The 25,759-nt window shown below is 58.9% G+C and carries 28 protein-coding genes; 15 read left to right on the top strand and 13 right to left on the bottom strand.

Translation table 11 applies throughout. The features are described 5' to 3' along the window. The first annotated feature begins 2 nt into the window (after positions 1-2). From JHX88_RS16380 to JHX88_RS16355, 6 genes are all read left to right on the top strand, one after another. Entirely contained in the window at positions 3-131 is a 129-nt protein-coding gene (locus JHX88_RS16380; RefSeq protein ID WP_272848069.1) for a hypothetical protein, read from the top strand. A gap of 254 nt (positions 132-385) precedes the next feature. Next, positions 386-1,243, top strand: a complete 858-nt coding sequence (locus tag JHX88_RS16375) for a universal stress protein (protein WP_076524639.1) — start codon at positions 386-388, stop codon at positions 1,241-1,243. Positions 1,244-1,385: 142 nt separating this feature from the next. Next, complete coding sequence (locus JHX88_RS16370) at positions 1,386-2,372, top strand: Bug family tripartite tricarboxylate transporter substrate binding protein (protein ID WP_076524637.1); 987 nt, start codon at positions 1,386-1,388, stop codon at positions 2,370-2,372. A 145-nt stretch (positions 2,373-2,517) separates the two neighbouring features. Continuing rightward, positions 2,518-3,042, top strand: a complete 525-nt coding sequence (locus JHX88_RS16365) for a tripartite tricarboxylate transporter TctB family protein (protein WP_176011417.1) — start codon at positions 2,518-2,520, stop codon at positions 3,040-3,042. Positions 3,043-3,082: 40 nt separating this feature from the next. Then, complete coding sequence (locus JHX88_RS16360; RefSeq protein WP_272848068.1) at positions 3,083-4,588, top strand: tripartite tricarboxylate transporter permease; 1,506 nt, start codon at positions 3,083-3,085, stop codon at positions 4,586-4,588. A 94-nt stretch (positions 4,589-4,682) separates the two neighbouring features. Next, positions 4,683-5,420 (top strand): GntR family transcriptional regulator, encoded by a 738-nt coding sequence (locus JHX88_RS16355; RefSeq protein ID WP_076524631.1) that lies wholly within the window; start codon positions 4,683-4,685, stop codon positions 5,418-5,420. A gap of 207 nt (positions 5,421-5,627) precedes the next feature. On the opposite strand, the gene JHX88_RS16350 is transcribed toward JHX88_RS16355, so the two are convergent. Next, complete coding sequence (locus JHX88_RS16350) at positions 5,628-5,924, bottom strand: ribbon-helix-helix domain-containing protein (protein ID WP_076524629.1); 297 nt, start codon at positions 5,922-5,924, stop codon at positions 5,628-5,630. A 360-nt stretch (positions 5,925-6,284) separates the two neighbouring features. Here JHX88_RS16350 and JHX88_RS16345 point away from each other — a divergent pair, with 360 nt between their 5' ends. Both JHX88_RS16345 and JHX88_RS16340 read left to right on the top strand, forming a co-directional pair. Next, on the top strand, positions 6,285-6,485 hold the full coding sequence (locus tag JHX88_RS16345) for a CsbD family protein (RefSeq protein WP_076524627.1): 201 nt from the start codon (positions 6,285-6,287) through the stop codon (positions 6,483-6,485). 224 nt (positions 6,486-6,709) lie between these two features. Then, positions 6,710-7,375: a L,D-transpeptidase gene (locus JHX88_RS16340; RefSeq protein WP_076524626.1), complete on the top strand. Its 666-nt coding sequence runs from the start codon at positions 6,710-6,712 to the stop codon at positions 7,373-7,375. 114 nt (positions 7,376-7,489) lie between these two features. Here the strand turns inward: JHX88_RS16340 and JHX88_RS16335 are convergent, their stop codons facing one another. The 4 genes from JHX88_RS16335 to JHX88_RS16320 all read right to left on the bottom strand — a co-directional run bounded on the left by JHX88_RS16335 (position 7,490) and on the right by JHX88_RS16320 (position 11,067). Next, on the bottom strand, positions 7,490-7,792 hold the full coding sequence (locus JHX88_RS16335; protein ID WP_076524624.1) for a hypothetical protein: 303 nt from the start codon (positions 7,790-7,792) through the stop codon (positions 7,490-7,492). Positions 7,793-7,891: 99 nt separating this feature from the next. Next, positions 7,892-8,371, bottom strand: coding sequence for a DUF411 domain-containing protein (locus JHX88_RS16330; RefSeq protein ID WP_076524622.1), 480 nt, complete (start codon positions 8,369-8,371; stop codon positions 7,892-7,894). Positions 8,372-8,590: 219 nt separating this feature from the next. Continuing rightward, a complete protein-coding gene (locus JHX88_RS16325; RefSeq protein WP_076524620.1) occupies positions 8,591-9,478 on the bottom strand; it encodes a CobW family GTP-binding protein in 888 nt (295 codons plus the stop codon). Beyond that, the gene (locus JHX88_RS16320) at positions 9,475-11,067 is read right to left on the bottom strand and encodes an amidohydrolase (protein WP_336389870.1); all 1,593 of its coding nucleotides are present in this window, start codon (positions 11,065-11,067) and stop codon (positions 9,475-9,477) included. The genes JHX88_RS16325 and JHX88_RS16320 overlap by 4 nt, the downstream gene beginning before the upstream one ends. A gap of 300 nt (positions 11,068-11,367) precedes the next feature. Here JHX88_RS16320 and JHX88_RS16315 point away from each other — a divergent pair, with 300 nt between their 5' ends. From JHX88_RS16315 to JHX88_RS16290, 6 genes are all read left to right on the top strand, one after another. Then, on the top strand, positions 11,368-12,924 hold the full coding sequence (locus JHX88_RS16315; RefSeq protein ID WP_076524616.1) for an ABC transporter substrate-binding protein: 1,557 nt from the start codon (positions 11,368-11,370) through the stop codon (positions 12,922-12,924). A 54-nt stretch (positions 12,925-12,978) separates the two neighbouring features. After that, positions 12,979-13,956: an ABC transporter permease gene (locus JHX88_RS16310; protein ID WP_076524614.1), complete on the top strand. Its 978-nt coding sequence runs from the start codon at positions 12,979-12,981 to the stop codon at positions 13,954-13,956. After that, positions 13,953-14,843: an ABC transporter permease gene (locus tag JHX88_RS16305; protein WP_272848067.1), complete on the top strand. Its 891-nt coding sequence runs from the start codon at positions 13,953-13,955 to the stop codon at positions 14,841-14,843. Before JHX88_RS16310 ends, JHX88_RS16305 begins: the two co-directional genes overlap by 4 nt. Then, on the top strand, positions 14,840-15,817 hold the full coding sequence (locus JHX88_RS16300; RefSeq protein WP_076524612.1) for an ABC transporter ATP-binding protein: 978 nt from the start codon (positions 14,840-14,842) through the stop codon (positions 15,815-15,817). Before JHX88_RS16305 ends, JHX88_RS16300 begins: the two co-directional genes overlap by 4 nt. Next, positions 15,814-16,800: an ABC transporter ATP-binding protein gene (locus JHX88_RS16295; protein WP_076524610.1), complete on the top strand. Its 987-nt coding sequence runs from the start codon at positions 15,814-15,816 to the stop codon at positions 16,798-16,800. The genes JHX88_RS16300 and JHX88_RS16295 overlap by 4 nt, the downstream gene beginning before the upstream one ends. Positions 16,801-16,880: 80 nt before the next feature. Continuing rightward, positions 16,881-17,819: a LysR family transcriptional regulator gene (locus tag JHX88_RS16290; RefSeq protein WP_272848066.1), complete on the top strand. Its 939-nt coding sequence runs from the start codon at positions 16,881-16,883 to the stop codon at positions 17,817-17,819. Between the two features lie 97 nt (positions 17,820-17,916). On the opposite strand, the gene JHX88_RS16285 is transcribed toward JHX88_RS16290, so the two are convergent. Next, the gene (locus JHX88_RS16285) at positions 17,917-18,390 is read right to left on the bottom strand and encodes a MaoC family dehydratase (protein WP_272848065.1); all 474 of its coding nucleotides are present in this window, start codon (positions 18,388-18,390) and stop codon (positions 17,917-17,919) included. A gap of 135 nt (positions 18,391-18,525) precedes the next feature. Beyond that, positions 18,526-20,769 (bottom strand): heavy metal translocating P-type ATPase, encoded by a 2,244-nt coding sequence (locus tag JHX88_RS16280; RefSeq protein WP_076524606.1) that lies wholly within the window; start codon positions 20,767-20,769, stop codon positions 18,526-18,528. A gap of 206 nt (positions 20,770-20,975) precedes the next feature. Here JHX88_RS16280 and JHX88_RS16275 point away from each other — a divergent pair, with 206 nt between their 5' ends. Then, positions 20,976-21,404: a MerR family transcriptional regulator gene (locus tag JHX88_RS16275; RefSeq protein ID WP_076524604.1), complete on the top strand. Its 429-nt coding sequence runs from the start codon at positions 20,976-20,978 to the stop codon at positions 21,402-21,404. 113 nt (positions 21,405-21,517) lie between these two features. Here the strand turns inward: JHX88_RS16275 and JHX88_RS16270 are convergent, their stop codons facing one another. From JHX88_RS16270 to JHX88_RS16245, 6 genes are all read right to left on the bottom strand, one after another. Continuing rightward, positions 21,518-21,775: a hypothetical protein gene (locus tag JHX88_RS16270; RefSeq protein WP_076524602.1), complete on the bottom strand. Its 258-nt coding sequence runs from the start codon at positions 21,773-21,775 to the stop codon at positions 21,518-21,520. A 116-nt stretch (positions 21,776-21,891) separates the two neighbouring features. Beyond that, a complete protein-coding gene (locus JHX88_RS16265) occupies positions 21,892-22,374 on the bottom strand; it encodes a c-type cytochrome (RefSeq protein WP_076524600.1) in 483 nt (160 codons plus the stop codon). Between the two features lie 117 nt (positions 22,375-22,491). Then, complete coding sequence (locus tag JHX88_RS16260; protein ID WP_141225791.1) at positions 22,492-22,971, bottom strand: DUF411 domain-containing protein; 480 nt, start codon at positions 22,969-22,971, stop codon at positions 22,492-22,494. Between the two features lie 11 nt (positions 22,972-22,982). Further along, a complete protein-coding gene (locus JHX88_RS16255) occupies positions 22,983-23,906 on the bottom strand; it encodes a beta propeller repeat protein (RefSeq protein WP_272848064.1) in 924 nt (307 codons plus the stop codon). A gap of 142 nt (positions 23,907-24,048) precedes the next feature. After that, positions 24,049-24,393, bottom strand: a complete 345-nt coding sequence (locus tag JHX88_RS16250) for a hypothetical protein (RefSeq protein WP_076524596.1) — start codon at positions 24,391-24,393, stop codon at positions 24,049-24,051. 215 nt (positions 24,394-24,608) lie between these two features. Beyond that, positions 24,609-25,709 carry an AI-2E family transporter gene (locus tag JHX88_RS16245; RefSeq protein WP_076524594.1) on the bottom strand — a complete coding sequence of 367 codons (1,101 nt, stop codon included), beginning with the start codon at positions 25,707-25,709 and terminating at the stop codon, positions 24,609-24,611. Between the last annotated feature and the right edge of the window lie 50 nt (positions 25,710-25,759).

The raw sequence follows: 25,759 nt of genomic DNA, 5'->3' as shown, positions 1-25,759 counted from the left end.
ACGTGAACGACAACAACGTCAAAACCGGAGATGGCAAAAATGACCTGTGGCGTGCCTTATTTTCGTTCGTAAACAAGGCTGATGCGGTGGTGAAAGACGGGGAGTATGATGATGAAATCCGGAATGCTTGAAGCGGTATACTGGTAATGAATGCGGGTTAGCTTGCGCCAATCGATGATTTTCATCAGGTGATCACTGCACAGAAGCTGAACGGCGCAGGTGCGATCTGCAACACGCCTGACATCTGAAATTGCCTATCTTCGGCGGTGTCTGCGATTTGAGACGGGGTCACGGACGTGACAAGCCTGCCTCGCAAACCCTCTTGCTGAAACCATCATACTGAACGTCGAGGCTTCGTAAGAGGCCGTTCTGGGGGAGGTATAATGTGATACGTAAAATAGTGGTTCCGGTTCGCGGAGATGGCAAGGGCGATAATGTGCTTGCTCACGCGGCTGCATTCGCGAGGCGTCACACGGCACATATTGTCGTGGTGCATTGCCGACCGCGCCCAGAGGATTTGTTGCCCTATGGCATCCCCATGCCGCAATTCGCGCGTGACCGCCTGCTCAAGCAGTCAGCGGAATTAGCCAACGCGGAAGAGGCGAATCTGCGCGATGAATTGCGTATCCTCGCCGAGGCGCTTGGCTTGACTTCGAGTGACACACCGATTGCCGGTGCGGCGACCGTCCAGTTCGTCGAGGCGGCGGGCAAGATGGCGGATGTGATCCGTCGATATGGACGGCTTGCCGATCTCGTCGCCGTGGCACAGCCGGATCGGCAGGCACATCTTGGGTTCAATACCCTGAAATCGGCGCTGTTCCATACGGGAAGTCCTGTCCTGATGTGCCCGCCCACCGAAGAGGTTTCCAAAGAGCTTGGCAGCCACGTCACCATAGCCTGGAACGGTTCGCTAGAGGCGTCGCGCGCCGTGACCATGACAATGTCGATCATCGAAGCCGCGAACCGGACAACGATCCTGTGCGGAGAAAACTCGGCTTATGCAGGAGCGAAGACGGAAGACCTCTTGGGCTATCTCGGCATTCGGGGCGTCGATGCCAAGGCGTTGAAATTCGACTCCAGCCACGGTGTCGGCAAGGGACTTTTGAAGGCCACAGTCGCACAGGGCGCCGATCTCATGATCATGGGAGCCTATGGCGACAGCCACGAGCGCGAGACGCTCTTTGGAGGAAATACCCAATCCGTTGTTGAGACGGCAGAAATCCCGGTTCTCATGGTTCACTGAGCTACCGGCTGCCATTGGACTAACGGCGAACAGATCGCCGCAACAAGAGGCAATGAAATTGCCCGCGAAGCGCCAGGCCAACACCAGAGGAGGAGGGTGCGGTCCGGTGACTACCCAAGGTTGAAACTCAGGGAGGAAAGACATGATTAATCTGAAAACTATGGGGCTTTTGGGCTCTGTGGCGATGCTGGCGGTCACGCCCGGCATGGCCGCCGCCGAATGGCAACCCCGCAAGCCCGTCGAACTCATCATCATGGCAGGAACAGGTGGAGGAGCGGATCAGATCGCTCGTTTGCTTCAAGGTCTGATTCAGAAGCACGATCTCAGCCCGCGGCCCTTCATTCCGATCAACAAGCCCGGAGGCTCTGGCGCTGAGGCGCTTGACTACATGCGGGGGAAGGAAGGCGATAACCATACGCTGCTGGTTGCGCTGAACAGTTTCTATACCACGCCACTTATCCAGGATGGCTTGGACGTCGATGTCACCGAGTTTGCGCCGGTCGGTCGCATGGCGCTCGACACATTCCTTTTATGGGTAAATACCGAGCGGGAGAATATCACCGATCTCGACAGTTTCGTCTCCGAGGTGAAGGGGACGGATGGCTGGCGCGTTGGCGGTACCGGCACCGGGCAGGAAGACTCGATCCTGACCGCGATGATGGAGGCTGAGTTAGGGGTCGATGTCACCTATATTCCGTTCCAGGGGGGCGGCACCGTCGCCAAGAACCTTGTCGGCAACCAGGTCGACTCGACCGTGAATAACCCTGCCGAGCAGATCGAGTTCTGGAGGGCGAAAAACACCAAGCCGCTCGTCCAGTTCAACGACAAGCGCATGGCGCCATTCGAAGATGTGCCCACGGCGCAAGAGGCGGGACTCGACATCACCTACTTCATGCAGCGATCCATCAGCGGGACGGCTGGCATGGATCCAGAAGCAGTGGCCTGGTACCAGGATCTGTTCAAGACGCTCTTCGAGTCCGAAGAGTGGCAGGCCTATTGCGAATCTGACGGGCTGACCTGCGATGAGTGGATGAGCGGCGAGGATCTCGTGGCCTTCCACAAGGATCAGCTGGAGCGTCACAAGCAGCTGATCGAGAAAGTCGGCGCCAAAGCCATCATGTCCGAGTAAGACATGCCGCCCCGGGCGGGAATTCGTCCCGCCCGGTTCCCGAATGACATTCGGGTCGGGCATGCGATCATGACGGCTGTGCTGCAAATCCGCTTGAAACATGTACCGACCCGCAATCCCTAGCTCTGCGGGACTGGAGGACTTCATGTCTGTTCGTACGGCTGAACTTTTAATGGGCTTGTTGACGTTGCTCGCTTCTCTCGGCCTCATGTACAAGATCTTCAACGATGGCCTGGCGATTGGCTGGATTCCCGATCGGGGGCCCGGTTCGGGGATGTGGCCGTTCTGGCTGTCGCTTGGAATGGCTCTGGCGTCGATCTGGACGCTCCTGCGATGGAAGCAGGGAGTAACGCCGGAATCCCGCAACAAGGCACCCTATATCGATCCGGATACCATCTTTCTTGTCGGGGTAACGGCGGGTTCGATCCTCGCCCTTCTCGTCATGACCAGCATCATCGGTCTCTATTTCTCGATGATGCTGTTTCTGATCCTCTACCTGAAGGTGATCGGGCGGCATAAATGGCCGCTGACGATTATCGTGACCATAGCAGTGCCTGTTGCGATCTACGTTCTTTTCGAAGTGGCGTTGGCGAAATACCTGCCGCGTGGCCTGCCGTTCTTCGAGAACATCATGATGATCGTGGATGATTTCCGCTACTCGCTGATGTGATCCAGTCAACTCGATAGGAATTCCGAAAATGGACACCATCATGACATCATTGGCCGGCGGATTGCTGCAATCCTTCGAGCCTCTCAACCTGGCGATGATCTTCATCGGCTGTCTGGCCGGCCTGTTCATCGGCGCCATGCCGGGCCTTGGATCGGTCAACGGGGTGGCAATCCTTCTGCCGGTCACCTTTCTGGTGCCGCCCACTGCGGCAATCATCTTTCTTGCGGCGCTTTACTATGGTGCAATGTATGGCGGTGCGGTCAGTTCGATCACCCTGGGCATTCCGGGGTCATCGACAGCCGTGGCAACCGTGTTCGACGGAAGGCCCATGGCCCAACAGGGCAAGGCCGACCAGGCATTGATGGCTGCGGCCATCGCGTCCTTTATCGGCGGCACCATTTCCGTCATCCTGTTCACCGGCTTTGCGCCGCCGCTCGCCGCCTTCGCGCTGAAATTCGGTCCGCAGGAAGAGTTCGCGCTAATGGTCGTCGCCTTCGCGACGTTCATCGGGCTTGGCGGAGACGATATCCCGAAGACAATCTTCTCGATCCTGGTCGGGCTGGTGCTGGCGGCCGTCGGTTTCGACATTATCTCCGGCAATCCGCGACTGATCTTTTTCGACATGGTAGAGTTCCAGCGCGGTATCGAATTCCTTGTGCTTGCCATCGGCATTTACGGCATCGGCGAGATGCTGTGGACGCTGGAGCATACCAAGGGGGCAGTCCAGATCCACAAGGTGAATGCCGGTTTCAGAAAGCTGATTGGCAACCTGTCGCAGATAAAGAAATACCTGCCGACATCTGCCGTCAGCTCGGTTCTCGGCTTCTTTGTTGGAACCTTGCCGGCGGCCGGCGCGACGCCCGCCTCGCTGATGTCCTATGGAATGGCCAAGACCTTCTCGAAGGATGGCGATACTTTCGGCAAGGGCAATGTTGCCGGCGTTGCCGCGCCCGAGGCAGCCAATAATGCTGCCTCGACGGGGTCGATGTTGCCGATGATCACATTGGGCATTCCCGGCTCGCCGACCACGGCGATCCTTCTTGGAGGGATGATCATCTGGGGGTTGCGCCCCGGCCCGCTGCTCTTCACAGAGAGCCCGGATTTCGTTTGGGGGCTCATCGGGTCGATGTATGTCGCAAACTTCATGACAGTCGTACTGAATATCGCGCTGATCCCCGTCTTCATCCGGGTGCTGGCGATGCCCTTCACGATCCTGGCGCCGATCATCTTCATCCTGTGCGTCGTCGGTGTTTTCGCGACCACGGATCGGATGTTCGACGTCTGGCTGATGTTCATGCTGGGTTGCGGGGGCTATCTCATGCGCAAGCTGAACTATCCGGTAGCCCCGGCAGTTCTGGCGATCGTGCTTGGTCCGCTGGCTGAACGATCACTGCGCCAGTCACTTATATCGAGCCAGGGCGATCCGATGACCTTCGTCGAACGGCCGATCTCGGCAACCTGCTTGCTCATCGCGTTGGGCCTTATCCTCTATCCGGTGATTTCCAACATGCGCAAAAAGCGCAAGCGGGAAGCAATCCTCGAGTGACGGGACGTGACCAAAAACCTTGTTGCATCAACTCTGATTGATGCAGCAAGGCCTCGTCATGAACTCGCTTCGGTCGGTGTTACAGGAGGCAATCATGAGGTCGAAACCCAAGACACGTTGGCCCCCAGCCCTGGACGAGTCGGAACCCGAGCTTATCCTCAAGTCCTTTACCGAAGAGCCGAACTATAAAACCCGTATCTACGGGATGTTGAAGCAGGCCATCATCGGGATGGATATCTACGGGGTCTCAGAGGATACTTGGCTTGACGAGCAGCAACTGGCCGAACGCTTGGGTGTCAGCCGCACCCCGATCCGCGAGGCATTGGCCATGCTGGAGCAGCAGGGCTTCGTGAAGTCCGTCCCGCGTCGGGGGATCATCGTTCTGCGCAAGACGAAGCGTGAAGTGATGGACATGATCCATATCTGGGCGGCGATTGAAAGCATGGCTGCCCGGATAATCATGCTGAATGCCAGCAAGCGCGATATCGGTCGCTTACGAAAGATCTTCGAGAAATTCCATCATGGTCACGCGCCAAAGGATTACTTGAGCGAATATTCCGAGGCCAATCTGCTGTTTCACCAAACGCTGATACAGATGACCGGGTCTCCGACCTTTCAGGAAATGACCGAGGATATCGTCCTGCATGTGCGGGGTATCCGCAAGATAACCATTGGATATCACGACCGCGCGAAGCAGTCGATCCGCGATCACCTCGCAATCATAGACGCACTTGAAAAGCGCCAGGTCGAACGAGCGGAAAAACTCTGCCGAGATCATACGCTAGGCTTGGCCACCTATGTCGAGAAACATGGTCAGGGCCTGTTTGATTGAGTGCTGTTTCTCAATGGCTGCAGCCGCCGCGGTTCTTCCCCAGGAGGATTTCTGAAGGGGGCAGGGCTCCGGCAGCGGCTGGATGAACGAGCAGTGGGAAGGTCATTTCCTGCGCAGCGCCATAACGGACCCGCCTTGCAGGGGGGGGAGCGTGCGCGGTCACAGCTTTTCGGAGCCAAAGCCGGAATCCGTTTTTATGGAAATGCTTTACTCGGCCGCAACCATCGGGAGGCTGTCTGCCGCCTGATCTTTGTCCAAGTGGATCGTGCAAGCGCAGCGTAAGAGCGAGGTGAAATTGCGCGCCTCGCCATGCAGTTCCAGCACCTCGGAATGCAGCTTGGAGATGAAGGCCGGGGTGGACATTCCCTCGCGTGTGGCGATCTGATCGAGGATCCGCCAGAACGTGCGTTCCAGCCGGATCGATGTGCTTTGCCCGTTCAGGCGCAGCCGACGGGTGACGGTTTCGTAGCGTTCCGGGTTCTGCCCGGCGAAGATCTGGCACATCAGCTTGATCCCGGCAGTTGAGGGTGGCCGATTTTGCGGCGCATATGGCTGTGGGTCAATCTGTCTTGTACAAACTGTAACCGAAGGTCTGAACTGTGGAAGGGCTGGTCCGATCCGCTTTGGGGCTTCGTCAAGCTGCAATACCCGTCTGCTTTCGATTGCCGGGCACCAGTCTCGATCCCGCTCTATCGCGGAAAGCCGTTCTTCATGGGGATATACAAGGCGGAGTACCGCAGGAAAATGCGCCATTTCGCCCCAATTGGAACCTCGTGGGTTGCGAGGCGTTGTCCTGTCGCAATTGTAGTTTTCTTGGGCGCGCCCAATGTATGTTCATACGCTTTCTGAAAGGAGCAGTGCGAGATGAATTGGGATATAATTCAGGGTAAATGGCAGCAGTTCAAGGGAACCGTGAAGGAGAAATGGGGCGATTTGACCGACGATGAGATCGACCAGATCGACGGTGACCGCGAAAAGCTGTCCGGAAAGCTGCAAGAAAAATATGGCTGGGCAAAGGAAGATGCCGAACGCCATATCGATGATCTTTTCCGCGACAAATCCTGATATTCTGACTGGCTGGGGTGCATTGCCGCCCCAGCCTCACAGTTAGTTTTGATGCCTCGAATTTATGGTGTGGTATGTTCAGTCTGCCATGGAATTCATGGCCGAAAATGAACCCGGCAAACCGTTGCAGAACATGCGGGATCAGCAAGTAAGACGCCCAATACTTTGGCTTGGGCGCGGAAGATGTAAATGCTGACAAAGCTTTGAGTGACAAAGGACAGTTGATGCTGACACGACGCCATTTTATTTCAACCGCCGCAGCGCTTTTTTCGGCACCGATTTCTTCCCCTCTTTTTGCGAGTGAGTGGCCAAGTGAGGCACAAAAGACGGCTTGGGACGCTGAAGTTACGCCGCCTTTCTTCGACCCGGCAACATCCAATCCCTGGGGTCTTCATCAGCGTTTTCTTCCGGTTCTGGTGGAAGCGAATGACGGGCTGGTACCCGGCGACATCCATGTGGATGCGATTGCCCGCTATCTTTATCATATCAGGGATAACGGCTTGGCGATGCGCTACGGCGTGGCCATCGGCAGGGGCGATCTGTACGAGCCGGGAACTTATACGATCCGGCGCAAGGTCCGATGGCCTCATTGGACTCCGACCCAGAACATGATTGATCGTGAGCCAGAGGTATATGCGCAATATGCGAATGGAATGGAGCCAGGCCCAACGAATGCTCTCGGTTCGCGCGCCCTGTATCTCTATGTCGGTGACCGCGACACCTATCTTCGGATACATGGCACCCCGTATCCGCGTTCGATCGGCACACGGGCCAGTTCCGGCTGCGTACGCATGGTGATGCCGCATATCAATGGGCTTTACGATCAAGTCGAACTGGAATCGACGGCGATCCTTTATCCGGCCGAAGATACGGTCAGCGCCGTCAGTTGATATTGCGGGCGGTCCGGCCGGTTTCCATGACGCGTGATGTCCATGATCGGGGACAGGGACGCCCATTCCCTGCGAAAACGGCACTTCCTGCCCCCAGATCAAAGGCGACATGTCTTATGTGCTGTAGCCCGGCGTTGTCTCTCCGGCTCCTGCCTGGCCGCAGATCCGTTTCCCATCGGCGGTAAGTAACGGCAATAACGTCGTTTCGACCGGCCCGGAATATTCGTACCAATAGCAACCATCTGGCTGCATGCGCGCAGAATGCACGTTCTGGTTCGATGCCGCCAGTTGGATCACGGCTTCGGGTATTTCTGCTTCACCGTTCTTGTCATCTGCGTCGCCGAGCATGCCGACCTGAGTGGTGCATGCGCCAAGCAATTGCGCCATGATTACTATTACTGAAAACTGTTTTTTCATTACGGCACTTTCATTCTAAACCCGACTTCCAGGGAGCGAGTGGGCCTAACCCGCCGGGATCGGTCAGGCCCTGCTTTGAATATTGTCGGCGCTGCTTCGTTAAGCGGCATCGTAATGTGTGAAAATACTGGAACTGCCGTCATGCAGGACGAGATACACGTCATACGTTTCGCGTTCCGTTTCGGGGCCCATTCCGGGAGAGCCATATGGCATGCCGGGAACGGCAAGGCCGACGGCATTCGGTCGTTCTTCCAGAAGGCGGCGAATGTCGGCGACGGGAACATGTCCCTCGATCATATATCCATCGATGCGGCCCGTATGGCACGCCATCATGTCCTGAGGAATTCCGTTCTCAAGTTTGTGTTGCACCAGGGCGGTTCCCACGCTTGACTCGGACGTTACCCTGAACCCTTCTTTCTCCAGAACTTGCATCCATGCAGTGCAGCAGCCGCAATTCGGATCCTTCAGCACGTGAATTGCAGGCGCGGTATCCTGGGGCAATGCAGGCGATGCCGATATGGTCGCTATTGCCGCTCCGCCGAGCAGAAGATTGCGGCGAGACAATATATGATACGCCATTCCGTCTCCGTTTTCTGATCATTCTGAAACATGCCTCGGGTCAACGACAAGTATATCCGAGGCGCGGGCTGGTGGCGATGATCAAAGCGGATACCCTGCCATCACTGTTGGTAACGATGATGACAGGGCATTAATCCGTGTTGAAGCGAGCAGGTCTCTATTGCGATACTAGGTGAATATCCTCGCCAGCCCGTTTTTTTCGGCGCGTCTCAGCCCATCTCAGCAAGCGGTGCCACTTGGCTGCCACCATTGCTGCGCTGTTTCTGGGTCGAAATACCCGGCGGGGCCGATGGCGACCAATTGGCTGCGTGGAGGCTGTGCGGTCCTGGTGATCTCGCGATTCTTGCCTGCGATCTGCAGTAGCCATCCCTGATCGTCCTGACCGCGAAGGTAGCCCTTGAGCCGGTAAAGCCCCTCTGGCAGTGCCGCAAGGCGATCCTCGAGCTCTGCGCGGCTGAATGTGCGAAGATCATCATAGTGCCAGCGCGCATAAGAGGGGTGTGGCGCCGATCGAACCTGAGGAAAACTTGGCTCGAGATCACCCAGGATCAGCCCCGCCATTTGTGCATCCGCCTTCAGGATCTGCGCCCGGCGCGCCCCGGCGAGCGATAATGCGGGGATCAGGTCTGCCGCCCCGAGGCCTGCCTTGGTAATCAGCACCAGATCGGCAACACGAACCTGTGCGGTTACCTGCGGGCCGATTTTCGTATCCTGTGACAAGGAAGGGAAATTGAGCGCATCCACCATCGTGACAATTCCGGCATAGCTCAGTTCCGGTTCGCTACGCGCCGCTTCGGCAATGCGGGCGGGATCGCCAATCCCGCTGGCCTCTATGATCAGGTGATCCGGGCGCGGCTGCCGGTCCAGCGCATCACCAAGCGCCATGAACAGATCCGCCCCCATGGTGCAGCAGACACAACCGTTATTCAGGGTGATCGTGTCCTCGTCGCGGCTTTCCAGCAGCGAGGCATCGATATTGATCGCTCCGAAATCGTTGACCAGCACCATGATCCTCTTGCCATGCGGCTTCCGGAGCAGCCGGTTGATCAAGGTGGTCTTGCCGGCGCCAAGATAGCCGCCGATCACGGTCAGGGGGAGGCGTTTCATGCTGGTAGCAGGTTCACACGCCCGCCGGTAATCGTACCGAGGATGTCTATATCCTTGAGCGCCTCTGGCGCTACTGCCAAGGGATCATCGGCCAATATCGCGAAATCGGCGCGTTTGCCACATTCTATGCTGCCGATCTCCCCATCCATCTTGAGCGTATAGGCCGCGCCCAGGGTGATAGCTTCCAGCGCCTCCATCACGGTGATCCGCTGCGCTTCGCCAAGGACGCGCCCGGACATGGTCTGCCGATTTACCGCCGCCCAGGCTGTGAAGAGCGGACCGAGGGGCGTGACCGGCGCATCGGAATGCACGGTCATGCGCACGCCCTCGTCAAGAGCCGAGCGCGCCGCATCCATGCGCTGCGCCCGATCTTCGCCAATGGTCGCTCGTGCGTGCTGATCTCCGAAATACCAGATGTGATTGGAGAAGATATTGGTGCAAATTCCCAGCTCGGCGCAGCGGCGGAATTGATCGGCCCCCATCATCTGGCAATGTTGCAACACGTGCCGTGCTCCTAGCCACGGATGTTTGCGCTGCGCTTCCTCGATCGCGTCGATTGCGACTTCCGAGGCTTCGTCACCGTTGACATGGATATGCATCTGCACGCCCGATTCCTGCATTGCCTCGGCAAGTTCGAAAATCTGATCAGGCGCAGTATTCCAGATGCCATTCGGCTGCCCGCCCACATAGCCGGGCCATTTCACCCGCGCACTCCAGCCCTGGATCGAACCATCGGTCATCAGCTTCACCGCGCCGAGGCGCAGCTTGTCAGTGCTTTTGCCGCGAAGCTTCAGTGCCCGTGCCGCCAGTTCCGCAGGGCTTGCACCCGTGGCCGACAGCGCGGGCACGAGCCGGACAGGGTAGTCCGGTTCGGAGGTAATCTCGAGCAATTGCTCCACATCCGCATCCTGCATGACAGCGAAAAGATCGGTGATCGTGGTCACCCCGGCGCGCATCGCCACCTTGCCATATGCCCGGACAGCCGGTTCCTTCTGGGCCAAGCCGCGAAAATCGATCCCGAGGCGCCGCATCACCGGGAACATGGCGGCCATTTCCTGCAATTCGCCGGTCGGCTCACCCGCAGCATCCTTGACCACACCTTCGGCATTGGTTTCGCGCGTATACCCGGTCAGTTCCAAAGCCTTGGAGTTCACGCACATGAGGTGGAAACTGGAAAACATGATGGCGATGGGGCGATCGGGGCAGATCTCGTCCAAATGCCGGCGGTTGAGGCGTTCACCTGGCAGGAAGATCGGATCGAACCCCCAAGCGAATAGCGGCGCATCAGGGGCAAGATCTGTGACATAGTCCCGCAGGTCACGGATCACGGTCTCGATATCTTTCTTGCCGCGCCAAAGCTTTCCGTCCGGGTCGATCCGATCATGGAACCCGGCATAGGCGAAATCCCACATCGCCCCGGCCATCATATGTGCATGACCTTCGACCAGTCCAGGCATGAGCACCTTATCTGCGAAACGGTCATCGACTTCTACCTTGCCCCATTGGGTCATCGAGTCTGCATCGCCAACCGCCAGAATATGGCCGTCCTTCACGGCGACATGCGTCGCTTCAGGACGGTTCACATCCATCGTTATGATTTTTTTTGCTTGATATACGGTGATCTGTGACATCGTCCACCTTCTCTTCCTCTGCGACAATTGACCTTTGGGTAGCGCGGGGAAGCGGCATTATAAAATGCTTTTAATACAGAAATTTCATCGGTTTTTTGGTGGCTATGCTGTGAAACCGGGGCGTCTGTCCTGAAGATCCCGGAATGCGCGCATCCGGCCAAAAGAACTATAAAATATATTTTTACTACCCAAAAACAATGTTTTTGAGGGGATATGGGATTGCGTAGCGTAACCTCAAATAAACTCAGGGAGGCCAGCATGAAATTCTCGACTCGGTTCTTGGGGGTGGCTGTCGGGGCCGCGATGCTACTTGCTCCGACGGCACAGGCCCAAGACAAGACATTGGTCATTGCCTCGACACAGGTTCCCCGGCATTTGAATGGCGCTGTCCAGTCCGGGATCGCCACGGCGGTGCCGTCAACGCAGCTTTTCGCATCGCCCTTGCGCTACGATGAAGGCTGGGAGCCGCAGCCATACCTGGCCGAAAGCTGGGAGATAAGCGAGGATGGGCTTAGCGTCACGCTCAACCTGGTCGAAGGCGCCACGTTTCATGACGGTGAGCCGATTACATCCGAAGATGTCGCCTTCTCGATCATGACAACCAAGGAAAACCATCCTTTCACCAGCATGTTCGAACCCGTGACCGGGATCGACACGCCGGATAAGCATACCGCCGTGATCCAGCTGAGCAAACCGCACCCGGCGCTTCTGCTGGCGCTGTCGCCGGCTTTGGCCCCGATCATCCCGAAGCATATCTATGGGGATGGCGAGGACGTGAAATCGCATCCACGCAATACAGAGGACGTGGTTGGATCGGGGCCGTACATGCTGGAGGAGTTCACTGCGGGCGAAGCGATCATCCTGAAGAAATATCCGGAGTTCTTCATTGAGGGGCGGCCGAAGATGGATGAGATCATCATCCGTACCATTCAGGATTCCTCATCGCTTCTGATCGCCATGGAGAATGGCGAAGCGGATATGTACCCATTCGCATCCTCTTCGCAAAGTATCCGCCGCTTGCAGGAAGTAGAGCATCTGGAAGTGACCAGCGAGGGCTATGCCGGTATCGGGCCGATCAACTGGCTCGCATTCAACACACAATCCCCGAAACTGTCGGATGTGCGGGTGCGGCAGGCGATAGCCTATGCGGTTGATCGTGAATTCATCACCAAAGCGCTGCATCGCGGTGTCTCTCAGCCGCAGCGAGGGCCGATCATCGAAAGCTCGCCCTTGTTTGACCCCGAGATCCCACCATATGCGGTCGATCTGGAAAAGGCCAAGGCTCTGATGGAAGAGGCCGGATTCGGCGATGGGATGGATCTCACAGTGGATTTCCTTCCCGGCGAAAAGGATCAGCAGCAAACCGTGGCCGAATATCTCAAGTCCCAGCTCGGCAAGATCGGGATCAATGTGGCCGTCCGCACTGCTCCGGATTTCCCGACATGGGCGCAAAGGGTCAGCAATTACGATTTCGAGCTGACCATGGATATCGTGTTCAACTGGGGTGATCCGGTGATCGGGGTGCATCGCACCTATCTGAGCGACAATATCCGCAAAGGCGTGATCTGGTCCAACACGCAGCAATACAGCAATCCGAAAGTGGACGAATTGCTGAACGCGGCCGCAGTCGAGAACGATGTCGACAAGCGCAAGCAGCTCTATGCCGAGTTCCAGCAGATCGTGGCGCAGGACCTGCCCGTCTACTGGATCAACGCGGTGCCCTATCACACGGCATACGACAAGACGCTGATCAATCCGCCGGTGGGTATCTGGGGCGCGATGCATCCGCTCGATCAGATCGATTGGTCCGAATGATCCTTTGTTGACACGGCGGGGCCATGGGTCCCGCCAGCACAAGACAGGCACGCTATGAACGCTACCTATCTCATGAGACGGATCGGCTATGGGCTCATCCTCATGCTCGGCGTCGTCATTCTGAACTTTCTGCTCATCCGCCTCGCCCCCGGCGACCCGGCCATGGTGATTGCCGGCGATATGGGTGGCGCCAGCGAGGAAGTGCTCGCCAGCATCCGGCAGGATTACGGGTTGGACAAGCCCATCCTGACCCAGCTCTGGATCTATATCACCAATATCGCGCAGGGCGATCTGGGTGAGAGCTTCTTTTTCAACCAGCAAGTCACCTCGCTGATCGCCGAACGAATCGGGCCGACGGTGCTGCTGGTCGTGGTCGCACAGATCATGTCGATCATCATCGGCGTGTTCCTGGGGGTGATCGCCGCGCGCAAGCCAAACGGGGTGATGTCCGGTTTTGTCACCGTCTTTGCCACCATCGGTTATGCCGTGCCGGTGTTCTGGACGGGGATCATGCTGATTATTCTCTTTGCCAGCACGTTCCCGATCTTTCCGGTCGAGGGAATGCAATCGATACGCCTGCGCGATGCCTCGCTGCTGATGAAAGCGCTGGATGTGGCGCATCATCTCGTCTTGCCGGCCTTTACCCTCGCAGTGATCTATCTGGCCCAATATGCGCGGCTCAGCCGGGCTTCGATGCTCGAGGTGCTGGGTTCGGATTATATCCGTACCGCCCGTGCCAAGGGGGCCTCGCAGCGTGCGGTTCTGTTCCGCCACGCCCTGCGCAACGCGGCGCTGCCGATCCTTACCGTGGCCGGGATGCAGTTCAGCCACCTGATCTCTGGCGCGCTGCTGGTCGAGACGGTGTTCAACTGGCCCGGCATGGGGCGGCTGGCCTTTGATTCCATTCTGCGCCGGGATTATCCCACGATCATGGGAGTGCTGTTCTTCGCCTCGGCCATCGTGGTGATCGCCAATATCTTGACCGATATGAGCTATCGCCTTGCCGATCCGAGATTGCGGGGCAAATCATGAGCACGCAAGGAGCAATCACGGAGCTTGAGGCGCGCTACAAGGCCGAAAGCCCGATGCGTGAAGCCTGGCGGATGTTTCGCCGCAATGTACCGGCACTGGTGGGGTTGGCGATCTTGATCATGATCGTTCTCGCCACGCTTTACGGTCACTTTCTCTATGCTGGTGATCCGTTCGAGATTGTCTGGGCTCCGCACGAGGCGCCCATGATCGCACCGGAATTCCCGCTCGGCACGGATTATCTGGGCCGCGATATCGTGGCCGGGATGCTGACGGGCGGTGGACCGACCCTCACCGTGGGAGCGGTGGCGGCGGCGATCACCATGTTCATCGGCGTCAGCCTTGGGGCGCTGGCGGGCTATTACGGCGGTTGGATGGACAATCTGCTGATGCGGTTCACAGAGTTTTTCCAGGTCCTTCCTGCATTGCTTTTCGCAATGATACTGGTGACCCTGTTCAGCCCCTCGATGTTGACGATCGCAATGGCGATCGGCGTGGTCAGCTGGCCGCAGACCGCGCGTCTGACCCGTGCCGAGTTCCTCAAGATCAAGGAGCTGGAATATGTCACTGCGGCCCGTGCCATCGGTGCCAGGAACGGGCGGATCATCTGGAAGGTGATCCTGCCCAATGCCGCGCCGCCCTTGATCGTCTCGGCGACATTGACCATCGGGGTCGCGATCCTGTTCGAGGCCGGGCTGTCTTTCCTGGGCCTTGGCGATCCCAATGTCATGAGCTGGGGGCTGATGATCGGGGCCAATCGCGATTTCATTCTGGACGCCTGGTGGCCAGTGACCTTTCCGGGGCTGGCGATCTTCCTGACGGTTCTCGCGGTCAGCCTGATCGGGGACGGACTGAATGATGCGTTTAATCCAAAGCTGAGGGAACGATGAGCCATCTTCTGGAAATCGAGGACCTGCGCGTCACCTTCAATACCCGCCACGGCGCGGTGACGGCGCTTGATTCCGTGTCCCTGCATGTGGATGCCGGAGAAACCCTGGGTGTGGTCGGCGAATCCGGCTGCGGCAAGTCGATCACCGCCCTGTCGGTCATGGGGCTGATCCCGCAGCCGCCGGGGCGGATCGCGGGCGGAGCGATCCGGCTGAACGGAGAGGATCTGACCAAGGCCAAGGAGTCCCGTCTGCAACGTTTGCGCGGGGCAGAGGCGGCGATGATCTTTCAGGAGCCGATGACATCGCTGAACCCGGTGTTCAAGGTCGGCGACCAGATTGCCGAGGCGATCACGCTGCACCAGAAGGTCAGTCACGATCAGGCCTTCAAGGATGCGGTCGCGCTTCTGGATCGGGTGGGCATTCCGTCGCCCGCAGCGCGCGCGCATGACTATCCACACCAATTGTCAGGCGGGATGCGCCAACGGGTGATGATCGCCATGGCGGTAAGTTGTCGTCCCAAATTGCTGATCGCCGACGAGCCGACAACAGCGCTGGACGTGACGGTGCAGGCACAGATCTTCGATCTGCTCAACGAGATCCAGCGCGAGTTCGGCGTGGCGATCATCATGATCACCCATGACATGGGGGCCATCTCGGAAATGGCGGATCGGGTCGCGGTGATGTATGCGGGGCGGGTCATCGAAGAGGCGCATGCCGATGAGGTGCTCGATCATCCTCTGCATCCTTATTCGCGTGGTTTGATTTCGTGCATCCCGACGCTCGGCAAGGGGGAACCCGACGCGCTCAAGGAAATCCCCGGCGTGGTGCCTCCCCTGCATTTGCTGGGGGCGGGCTGCGCCTTTTCCGATCGCTGCGCGCATAGTTTCTCTCGCTGCACCAATGAAAAACCCCTGCTGGTCGACCGTGGCCATCACCCGGCCGCCTGCCACGGCATCGAGGAGGGCAAGCTATGACTAACCTGCTGGATGTGCGCGATCTATCCGTGCAGTTCACCTTGCCGAAACAGGGCTTCTTTGGTCCGCGTCCGGTGCTGGAAGCGGTGCGCAAGATCTCGTTTTCGATGCAGCGTGGTCGCGCGCTCGGGATCGTCGGGGAAAGCGGCTCTGGCAAGACCACTGCTGCCATGGCCACGATCCGGCTGACCGAGGCGTCTGGCGGGCAGGTCCTGTTCGAGGGCGAGGATTTGCTGACCCTCGGCGCCGAAGACATGCGCATGCGCCGGCGCGATGTGCAATTGATCTTTCAGGATCCGTATAGCTCGCTCAATCCGCGGGCAAGGGTGTCCGATATCGTCCGCGAACCGATGGACCTGTTGCAGATCGGAACCATGGCGGAACGCCGGGAAAGGGTTGTGGAACTGTTTACCCGCGTCGGACTGCGCGAGGATCAGCTCAATCTCTTCCCGCATCAATTCTCGGGAGGGCAACGACAGCGGATCTCGATCGCGCGGGCGCTGACCACGAACCCCAAGCTGCTGGTCTGTGACGAAGCCGTCTCGGCGCTGGACGTGGCGATCCAGGCACAGATCCTGAACCTGTTGGCGGAACTCAAGGAAGAATTCCAACTGGCCTATCTGTTCATCTCTCATGATCTGGGGGTGGTGCGCCATGTCTGCGACGATGTGGCGGTGATGTATCTGGGGAAAATCGTCGAAATGGCCCCGCGCGCCGCGTTGTTCGAGGCGCCGCAGCATCCCTATACGCAGGCACTGATCTCGGCGGCACCATCGCTGGAGCGGCGCAAATCCCGCGGCTATGTGCGCCCGCTCAAGGTTTCGGGAGACCCGCCTTCTCCGATCAACCCGCCGAAGGGCTGCGCTTTTGCCGAACGTTGTCCAAGGGCGCAAGCGATCTGCCGTGATACGCCGCCGGAACTCGAACAGCAGGGGGGCACGCGGGTCGCTTGTCATTTTGCCGGCCCAATCGACAATCTTTGAGGGCAAGGTAGATCAGAGCGATCACAACCACGGACTGTTTATCGGAAAAATGCGCTTTATAGTTGAGGAGACCCTATTCCTTGGAGTATTCAGTGAATATCACGCTGAAACAGATGCGCTATTTCGATGCGGCCCTGCGAACTGGTTCAATCGTTCAGGCCGCGGAAGAAATGAATATCTCTCAGTCGTCGATCTCGGCCGCGATTGATCTTATCGAGGGAACTATCGGTGTTGATCTGTTCAGGCGCATGCCAGCCAAGGGCATCGTGCCGACTGACGCGGGAGAGATTGTCGGCAAGCGCCTTCACCTGTTTCTCGAAGAAGTGCGGCTTCTAGAATCCGATCTTCTATCGATTGCCGGAGCGCCCGTAGGGTCTTTGCGAATTGGCTGTTTCGAGCCGGCAGCGCCCTTGGTCATACCGCGCCTGCTTCAGCGCATCGCGGCCGAATATCCTTCCATACGGATTGAAATCGTCGAAGGCGACATGAAATTCATCAAGGAACAACTGGCCGACGGGGCAATCGATATGGCCCTTACATATGATATATCCCTACCCGTGGACATGCCCTTTCTGCGGGTGTTCACAACATATCCCTACGCGCTTATTCCCAATGCATGGGAGTTGTCCGAACAGGACAGCGTCTCGCTCGACGAGCTGGCCGATCTGCCGATGATCATGCTCGATCTTCCAGAATCACACAGTTTCTTTGGAAACCTTTTTGCGTCTCATGGTATCGACGTGAATGTTGTCCATTCTACAAAGTCATCCAGCGTGCTGCGCGGTATGGTGGCGGCCGGTTTCGGGTTCTCGGTCTTGATGCTGTGCGGGAAATCCGACCGCGATCCCTTGAACGGCTATGCAGTCATGCCGATTTCCGGGAGTGTGCCTACCTCCAATTTCGGATTGGCCTACAAGAAATACGCAAGGCGGACGCAAATGGTCGACATGGTGCTCGAATCCTGCGCCATTCTGGCCGAGCAGCGCATATATGATGACCTGATCGTGCGGAATGTCTAAGCGCAGGAAATCCGCAGAGTGATCGTCCCCTTGGGTTTCGGAGCCGTAGATGTCAGCGACAACGGCATTCCTCGTGCCTGGACGTGCCGCGATGTTGTTATGCCTGATCCGGACGTTTGCGGATCAGGTATTTGTGGAATCCGGACAGCACCTCGATACCCTGGTGATTTTCGACCGAGGCGGTCATCACGATAATACCGGTCGTGTTCTGCTCTATCAGGTCAGTAATTTCGAGCTTGGCATAAAGCGTGTCATTTCGATAAACCGGTTTGAGGATATTGCCTCCGAACTCGATCAATCCAACAAGCGAATCCGCAACTTGCGATGGGAAGGTTCCTGCTCCGGCTGCCGTCTGGATGAATGTCTGCATCCCGTGGGCGAGCATGTCGCGATGTCCGCGATCCTGGCAATATTCGAGATTGTAATGAATCGGGTCGTTGTCGCCGGAAGCCGCCTGAAACATCGCGAAGATGCCGTCGGTCATGGTCCGCGACGGGTTGTGGAAAACCTCACCCAGGGTGAAATCTTCAAACCAGCGGGTCACGGCAGGATTCTTGTCGATATTCGTCACGTTCTTTCCTTTGTTGTGAGTGGATTCCGGTTTCAAAGAACTGAACGGGAGGCGATTCGTGATGGCTACCCAAGATCAAAGAAAGTCTTGATAGACCTCGATTAACGCATGATCCGCCCCGCTCCGGCAAGGGGGTTATTCAGCCGGCGCGGCGCGCAAAGGACCTTTCGGGGCACGGGGCCTCTGTTTCGGGCCAAAGCCCAAAAGACGCAGCGCATTCAAGGTCACGAGCACCGTTGCTCCCGTATCCGCAAGGATCGCGATCCAGAGCCCGGTGATGCCCAGCACGGTCGTGATGAGAAACACCCCTTTGAGACCGAGCGCAATGGCCACGTTCTGCCGGATATTGACCATGGTCGCGCGGGCCAGGCGTAGTTGCGCCACCACATCCATCAGCCGATTGCGGAGCAACGCGCCATCCGCAGTTTCAAGCGCCACATCGGTGCCGGAACCCATGGCGATGCCGACATGGGCGGTGGCCAGGGCGGGGGCATCGTTGATGCCGTCGCCTATCATCATCACCCGGTGCCGACCGGTAAGCTCGCGCAATGCGGCAACCTTGTCTTCGGGTAACAGTTCCGCCCGGTAGTCGAGTCCGATCTGCTTGGCGATAGCGGCTCCGGTTCGGGCGTTGTCTCCAGTCAGCATGACGGCGGAAACGCCCATTCCGCCCAGGTTCGCCACGGTCTGGGCCGCATCTTCGCGCGGCTCGTCCCGCAGCGCCAATAGGCCCAGAAGGCGATCCGAGGCAAACACGGCGACCACTGTCTTGCCCTCTGCCTCAAGCGCTTCAGCCTGTTCGGCCAATTCACCTGTCAGGATTCCCGCCTCGATGGCGAGGCGCGGAGCGCCGACGGTCCAACGCACCCCTTCAATCGTGGCGAAGGCTCCCTGGCCGGGAATCGCACCGGCCTCTGCGCCTTCGGGCCAGTCCACTCCGATACCCTCGGCTCGGGCAAGGATCGCCTGACCGAGCGGGTGACTCGCCCCGGTTTCCACCGCCGCAGCGATGCGCAGCAATTCTTCTACCGTGCCGGAAACGGCTACCGTATCAGTTACCTGCGGCCTTCCCTCGGTTAGCGTGCCGGTCTTGTCGAAGGCCACGAGGTCGGTCCTTGCCGCAGCCTCGATGACCGCGCCGCCTTTCATCAGCAATCCCTGCCGTGCCCCGGCTGAAAGCGCCGAAGCGATGGAGGCGGGGACCGAGATCACCAATGCGCAAGGACAACCGATCAGCAGCAATGCGAGAGCACGATAGATCCAGGTTTCCCAGTTTGCATCGGCGAAGAGGGGCGGCAATACGGCGACCAGAACTGCCATGCCGACCACGGCAGGCATGTACCAGCGGCTGAAGCGGTCGATAAAGCGTTCGGTGGGCGCCCGGGCTGTTTCGGCTTCTTCCACCAGGCGGATGATCCGGGCTATCGTGTTGTCCTCGGCGGCCCGAGTGACACTCAGCCGCAACTCCGCCTCGGTATTCACCGATCCGGCGAAGACCTCCGCTCCCGCCTCTTTCAGGCGTGGGATGCTCTCTCCCGTGACAGGGCTTTCATCGACACCGGATGTGCCTGAGATCACGGTGCCATCGGCGGGCACGCGATCGCCGGGGCGAACCTGCACAACCTGCCCGATAGAGAGGGTGGCGGCGGGCACCTCGCGGATGCGGCTGCCGACCACGAGGCGGGCGGATTTGGGCACCAGTTCGGCGAGCGCGCGAATACCGTCCCGGGCCTTGCCGGCTGCAAGGCCCTCCAGCATCTCGCCCATGGCAAACAGGAAGACAACCAGCGCTGCCTCGCCAGCCGCGCCTATCACAAGTGCACCAAGCGCGGCGATACTCATGAGCATTTCAATGGTGAATGGCATCCGTGCCCGCGCCAATATCAGTGCCTTCTTCGCGACCGGGGCAAGGCCGATCAAGGTCGCGAGGATAAATGCCCATTGCGCGGCAGGCCCACCCGTGGAGAGTTCCACAACCCATGCCGCAGCTAACAGCAGACCGGTGCCGATCAGCATCCGGCCCTTGCGGGTCTGGTACCACGCGGGATCTTCCTGCTGTCGGGTTTCCTTCTGCGGCGGAATATCCGCATTGTCGGAATAGGCATCGGCGGGCAGGACAAACCCGCGCACGGGACTTTCCGTCGCGGGACCGTCCTTGGGCGAAAGCCCGAATCCCACTCCACGCACGGCTTTCTCGACCTCGCCACGCGATATCCGGGACCCGTCGCGGCGCAGGCGCAGGCGCTCGGCCATCAGGGCCACATCCACCTCGGATATGCCGGGCAACCGTTCGACCGCGCCGCGCAGCTTGGTGGCGCAGGAACCGCAATCCATGCCTGTTACGCGCCATTCCTCAAGAGTCGTATCGTCATTTTCCATGCCGTGATTCCGTCGATGCTTTCTCGATTTAAGGAAGATAGGATCTACAGCGACTATAGCTTCAAGAGGGGATGCGGAAAAATTTGATGGTCTTGCGAATGCGCGCCGAGTGCCCTGGTCCCGAGCCGCCAGCAGGTTCCGCGGTTGGCGGAGGGTTGCGGGTGCTCCGCCAGAAAGCTACAATAGCTGTAGCATTAGGGGGCGCCATGCTGACAATCGGAACTCTGGCGAAACGCACCGGCACCAATGTACAGACCATCCGCTATTATGAGCAGATCGGCCTGATGCCCGAGCCCGGCCGCACAGAGGGCGGGCAGCGCCGCTATGGCGATGCGGAACTCGACCGGCTCGCCTTCATTCGTCACGCACGGCAACTGGGATTTGCCCTCGATGCGATCCGAGAGCTGCTGGACCTGTCCGACACGCCCGATCATTCCTGCGCCCATGTCGATTCCATCGCGAAGAAGCAGTTGAAGCAGGTTGAAGCACGTATTGTTCGGCTGGAAGCGCTGCGAGCAGAGCTGAGGCGCATGATCACCGATTGTGCCGGAGGTTCCGTTGCGGATTGCCGGGTGCTGGAAGTGCTGCGCGATCATGGCGAATGCCTTGCCGACCATGACAAAACCCCCGCCTGATGTAACGGGCCAGAAATCCGCACTTTGCCACCGATCGAAGCTATCGCGAAGAGAGGGGGCGGGTTGTCTTTGGAATGTCCGCCCGAACAGGGTTTGTACGGGCGGACGATGCCTCAGCCGTCTTGTTGCGTGGGTTTCTCTGCGTCGGCCTTGTCATTCATCGCCTGCATCATCTCGGTGCAGGCTTCCATCATCGGGCCCATCCGATCCATCATCTGCATCATCCCCATCATTCCCGACATGCCTTCATCGCCCATCATGCCGTGACCTTGCATCATGTCATCCGGTTTCATTTCTTGCGCATGGCTGAACGATGCGGCGGTTATCGCAGCAAGAGCGATTGAAAGGGAAAGTTGTGTCAGTCGTTTCATGGTTTTCTCCTCATGGAATTGGAAAGTGATATCCCTCGTTGCGCACAGGCCTTTGAGGCCATTATCCTTTTGCGGCTGACGGTGCGCGGGCCGCTTCGTGCCGAAAAGCCGGTGTTTCACGTTCCGCCCTCGCCATTGAGCTTGCCCTGAAACGCCCGTTGGCGTTCCGGCCAGGTGCTCTTGATGAAGGCCAGCACCGCCTTGATTTCGTCATCGGTCAGCATGTCCTCGAACCCCGGCATGTCGCTGTCGTAATCCGGTACGAGTGCCGCGACACCCTGCTTGGTCATCGTGAACAGGTCCTGATCGGAATGATGCCATGTGTGACCAGTCTCATCGTGGGGTGGGGCGGGCATCCGTCCCGTGGGCAAGCGCCGCTTCCAATCGGGCTGCCCCTCCAGATCGGCACCATGGCAGGAGGCGCAGTTCTCGGTGTAAAGCTGTTTGCCGAGCGCGATATCCTCGCTTGTCACGGATGCGCCGAGGAAGGTCAGGTCCTCCGCATCGCTTGCGGAATCCTCGGCTTGTACAAATGCCGCCGCAGCCACGGCGAACAGCGTCGTAGCTGCTGCGGCGGCAGCCACCAAACCGGGCCTCATATCGGCCTCCGAAGATATCTGACCAAGGCCAGAACGCCGAGAACCAGTATCGCGATGACCAGCAGCAGGATCAGTCCGCCGCCCGCCATCATCACGGTCATCATGCCGCCCATACACTCACTCATCGGCATAGACAGAGACCCCGTCCTCGCCAAAGGCATAGGTTTTCAGCGTGCCGGTTTTCTCGGGCGCCATGCCCGGCGCATTGGCGGGCATACCGGGCAGGGTGATGCCGGTGATGTCGGGGCGTTCGGTCAGCAACCGCTCGATGATATCCGCCGGCACCAGCCCGCTGACATGATAGCCGTCGATTTCGGCCAGGTGACAGCCCAGCCCTTGCGCGGGCACACCTGCATCTATCGAACGCTCGTCGAAATTCACGTCATCGACACGCGTCACGCTGTAGCCATGCGTCTCGAGATAATCGGCATAGCTGTCGCAGCAGCCGCAGCCGGGATCACGCCAGATGGTGATCTCTTTCGAGGTCTCGCCCACCTTGGATGTGTCGTCATTTTCCGCGAGCCCAAGCGAGGTAAAGGCGATGGTTCCGCCGATTGTGACAGCAACGAATGTGGCAATGATTGTCGATTTATTCATGTTCAACTCCTTCATGCGGCCGCGATGGCGACCCAGTTTGCGCCGCCATCGCGGCTGAGTTTCAGATGTCCATCCATGATTGCGGCCAGCCGGTCCGCGTTCCCGGGATGAACCGCGACCGCGCTTGCCGAGCCCTCGGCCAGATGTGACCAGACCACACCACCATCCGCAGACATCCACAGGCCTGAGGGCAAGGCGGCGTACAGGATCCCCGGCGCCGAGGGGGCGGCGGCGAGGGCCCGGACAGGTTCACCTTTGGGCAGAGGGAATTCGGCGGGCGGGGTTTCGCCCGATGCAAGCGCATCCATGGCGTTGCCGGGCTGAACATCCTGCCAGCGGCAGAAACAATCCGGCACGCGTGTCAATCCGGCCTCGGTTCCGGCATAGATCCAGATGCCGCCCATTCCGGTCTCCAGATCGACCGAGGCGAGCGTCAGCAGATCATGTTCCGCTTCTTCGAGCCAGGGGCGATCCATCGCCAGGGACCACGTGCCCCCGGCATTTTCGCTTTTCCATAACCCGTCGCCATGCACCGCCGCATAGAGCAGATCGGGATTCCCCGCCGCAATGGCTATGGCGTCAACCGCGCCCTCAGCCAGTCCGGTCGCTCGGGTTTCCCAGGTCTGGCCGCCATCCTCCGAGATGCTGACGCCTCCCGAAGCAAGCCCGGCAACGACAAGACCGGGGCGGTCGGGATGCGTGGCGAGGGCTTGGACAATGCCAGGTCCGGACAGGTTTTGCGGTGTACCGTCGGTCAGGGCGTATCGCCGGATGCGGTCGGAAGCGACGAGAAGATCGTCACCATCGAAACCCAGGACCGGATCAGGCGCCGTGGCTTGTGCGAGCAGCGGTTTCGCCGCGACCGTAAGCCAGGCTCCGGCACCAGCGGCAAGGAATCCCCGGCGTGACAATCCGGGATAGGCAATTTTTGACATTTGATTGTCTCATCTGATCACCAAAAGGCATTGGATGCATGCGCGGCATGCGCCAATGGATTGGAATGCGCGCCGTCGGCCTTCGGACCGGTCAAGGCGCAGCATAACGCGCTGGCACGCATGATCGCGTGACGGCGTCGCCTCAGATGAGGGTTCGGGGAGGGAATGGATCCGGCGAACCTGTCAGACCGGTTGCCAGAATTTTGCTCGACGGCCGCTCTTGCGGCAGGTGGGGCGCCATGATCGGGCCGATTGAGGCAGTGAATGTTGCGGCGAGAGGGGGAGTGCAGACCATGCCGCAGGCAAGCCCGCCTGCCGTGGTATCTTCGTCAATCTCGCAGGCTTGGCAATTGGCCATGTTCATGCCGGGTTCGGCCGAGGTAACCATCTCGATCGTCATTGCCGAAGCGCTTGCAGCTTGTGCGGCAGTGCTCGCCCCATAGAGGGCGAGAAAGAGTGCCATGACGATATACGCAATCTTCCGCATGCGATATCTGATAACCTGGAAACCTGTGCCTTGTCGATGCCGAAGCCGGAAAGCGGCTCTCACATCGACGTCAGCCAAATATGCCTGGCAAGTTGAACTGACGCGGATTTTGCCTGGCTCCGACAGGCAGGATGATGGGTCATCATGAGCCGAGTCATGGACAGATACCCGGCCAGGAATCCGATCTCCCGCGGCTGTCATTGCGATCGGCCCGATCAGGCCGCAAGGGTAGGAGGGTTGGCCTCGTCGTCCTCATCGCTGCTGCCGTCATCGGGCAGCCCTTCGCGCGACAGCAGCACCGCAACCGGGCGCAGCCAAGGGATATGCGCGCAGACGATCATCAGTGCAACCATGATCGGCACTGCCAGGAACATTCCGGGAATCCCCCAGACAGCCCCCCAGAAGGCGAGGCTGAGGATGATACCAAAGCTCGACAGCCGCAATGTCTGCCCCAGCAACATGGGGTCCAGCACGTTACCGATGGTAAACTGCACCAAGGAGCAGGCGGCGGCGATGATGATCGTCACGGTCGTATCGCCACTGAGAACGAATGCGAGCACTGCCGCGATGGCCGTGGCGATGATCGAGCCCACCGAGGGAATGAAATTCAGGATGAAGGTCAGCAGTGCGATCGGACCGGCGAGGCCTACATCCGCTAGCGTGAATATCAGCCAGACCGCGACCGAGGTCACGCCGCTGACCGCCGTCTTGACAACCAGGTAACGGTTTACCCTGTGCATGATCGAGGAGATGATCCGCCGGACCTGCAAAGCCTTTTGGGGATCGCCGGTCAGACGTTCGACCTTGAGGGGGAACCAGACCTGCTCGGCGAACATGAAACCCACGAACAGGATCACCAGCACGCTGCCTTGCAGGACGCCGGTTGCCTGACCGGCAAGCGATCGGATCCAGCCGGTAATATTGAAATTCGAGATCGCGGTCAGCAGACGATCCTGCACATCCGGCCCCAGCCATTGCGTGAGCGTGGGCAATGCGGCCTGTGCCTGTTCGACATAGACGACGGCAGTTTGCACGACCTGGTTGATCTGGGCAACGACCGTGGTCGAAACCCAGAGCACCCCCAGAACGATGCCGATCAAAGCCAGCATCGTGCCCAGCCAGTTGGGCACTTTCAGGCGCGAGCAAATGGCAAAGATAGCGTCGGTGGTCAGTGAGAACAGGATGATGGCAATCGCCAGCGAGATCAGGATGAAGCGCGCCTGCACCAGCATGAAGAGGATCAGCCCGAAGGCGATGATCCCCAGGAAACCTGTCTGGAGTCGTTCCCGCAATACGCGTTCGCTTGAATGATCCACCCCGTTTCCTCGTTATTTGTGACATCGACCGTGACGGCGGGGGCGTGGCC

The sequence above is a fragment of the Paracoccus saliphilus genome (assembly GCF_028553805.1).
GTDB lineage: Bacteria > Pseudomonadota > Alphaproteobacteria > Rhodobacterales > Rhodobacteraceae > Paracoccus > Paracoccus saliphilus.
The sequence above is the reverse complement of the archived record's forward strand: the minus strand, read 5'-3'. Positions and strand labels throughout refer to the sequence as shown.

Coding starts and splice junctions, on each gene's coding strand:
- JHX88_RS16330 (WP_076524622.1), bottom strand. CDS start 8,371: ATGGCGTATCATATATTGTCTCGCCGCAATCTTCTGCTCGGCGGAGCG.
- JHX88_RS16360 (WP_272848068.1), top strand. CDS start 3,083: ATGACATCATTGGCCGGCGGATTGCTGCAATCCTTCGAGCCTCTCAAC.
- JHX88_RS16270 (WP_076524602.1), bottom strand. CDS start 21,775: ATGAAACGACTGACACAACTTTCCCTTTCAATCGCTCTTGCTGCGATA.
- JHX88_RS16345 (WP_076524627.1), top strand. CDS start 6,285: ATGAATTGGGATATAATTCAGGGTAAATGGCAGCAGTTCAAGGGAACC.
- JHX88_RS16280 (WP_076524606.1), bottom strand. CDS start 20,769: ATGGAAAATGACGATACGACTCTTGAGGAATGGCGCGTAACAGGCATG.
- JHX88_RS16350 (WP_076524629.1), bottom strand. CDS start 5,924: ATGTGCCAGATCTTCGCCGGGCAGAACCCGGAACGCTACGAAACCGTC.
- JHX88_RS16320 (WP_336389870.1), bottom strand. CDS start 11,067: ATGGATGTGAACCGTCCTGAAGCGACGCATGTCGCCGTGAAGGACGGC.
- JHX88_RS16370 (WP_076524637.1), top strand. CDS start 1,386: ATGATTAATCTGAAAACTATGGGGCTTTTGGGCTCTGTGGCGATGCTG.
- JHX88_RS16275 (WP_076524604.1), top strand. CDS start 20,976: ATGCTGACAATCGGAACTCTGGCGAAACGCACCGGCACCAATGTACAG.
- JHX88_RS16250 (WP_076524596.1), bottom strand. CDS start 24,393: ATGCGGAAGATTGCGTATATCGTCATGGCACTCTTTCTCGCCCTCTAT.
- JHX88_RS16315 (WP_076524616.1), top strand. CDS start 11,368: ATGAAATTCTCGACTCGGTTCTTGGGGGTGGCTGTCGGGGCCGCGATG.
- JHX88_RS16335 (WP_076524624.1), bottom strand. CDS start 7,792: ATGAAAAAACAGTTTTCAGTAATAGTAATCATGGCGCAATTGCTTGGC.
- JHX88_RS16310 (WP_076524614.1), top strand. CDS start 12,979: ATGAACGCTACCTATCTCATGAGACGGATCGGCTATGGGCTCATCCTC.
- JHX88_RS16295 (WP_076524610.1), top strand. CDS start 15,814: ATGACTAACCTGCTGGATGTGCGCGATCTATCCGTGCAGTTCACCTTG.
- JHX88_RS16265 (WP_076524600.1), bottom strand. CDS start 22,374: ATGAGGCCCGGTTTGGTGGCTGCCGCCGCAGCAGCTACGACGCTGTTC.
- JHX88_RS16325 (WP_076524620.1), bottom strand. CDS start 9,478: ATGAAACGCCTCCCCCTGACCGTGATCGGCGGCTATCTTGGCGCCGGC.
- JHX88_RS16340 (WP_076524626.1), top strand. CDS start 6,710: ATGCTGACACGACGCCATTTTATTTCAACCGCCGCAGCGCTTTTTTCG.
- JHX88_RS16355 (WP_076524631.1), top strand. CDS start 4,683: ATGAGGTCGAAACCCAAGACACGTTGGCCCCCAGCCCTGGACGAGTCG.
- JHX88_RS16260 (WP_141225791.1), bottom strand. CDS start 22,971: ATGAATAAATCGACAATCATTGCCACATTCGTTGCTGTCACAATCGGC.
- JHX88_RS16255 (WP_272848064.1), bottom strand. CDS start 23,906: ATGTCAAAAATTGCCTATCCCGGATTGTCACGCCGGGGATTCCTTGCC.
- JHX88_RS16300 (WP_076524612.1), top strand. CDS start 14,840: ATGAGCCATCTTCTGGAAATCGAGGACCTGCGCGTCACCTTCAATACC.
- JHX88_RS16305 (WP_272848067.1), top strand. CDS start 13,953: ATGAGCACGCAAGGAGCAATCACGGAGCTTGAGGCGCGCTACAAGGCC.
- JHX88_RS16365 (WP_176011417.1), top strand. CDS start 2,518: ATGTCTGTTCGTACGGCTGAACTTTTAATGGGCTTGTTGACGTTGCTC.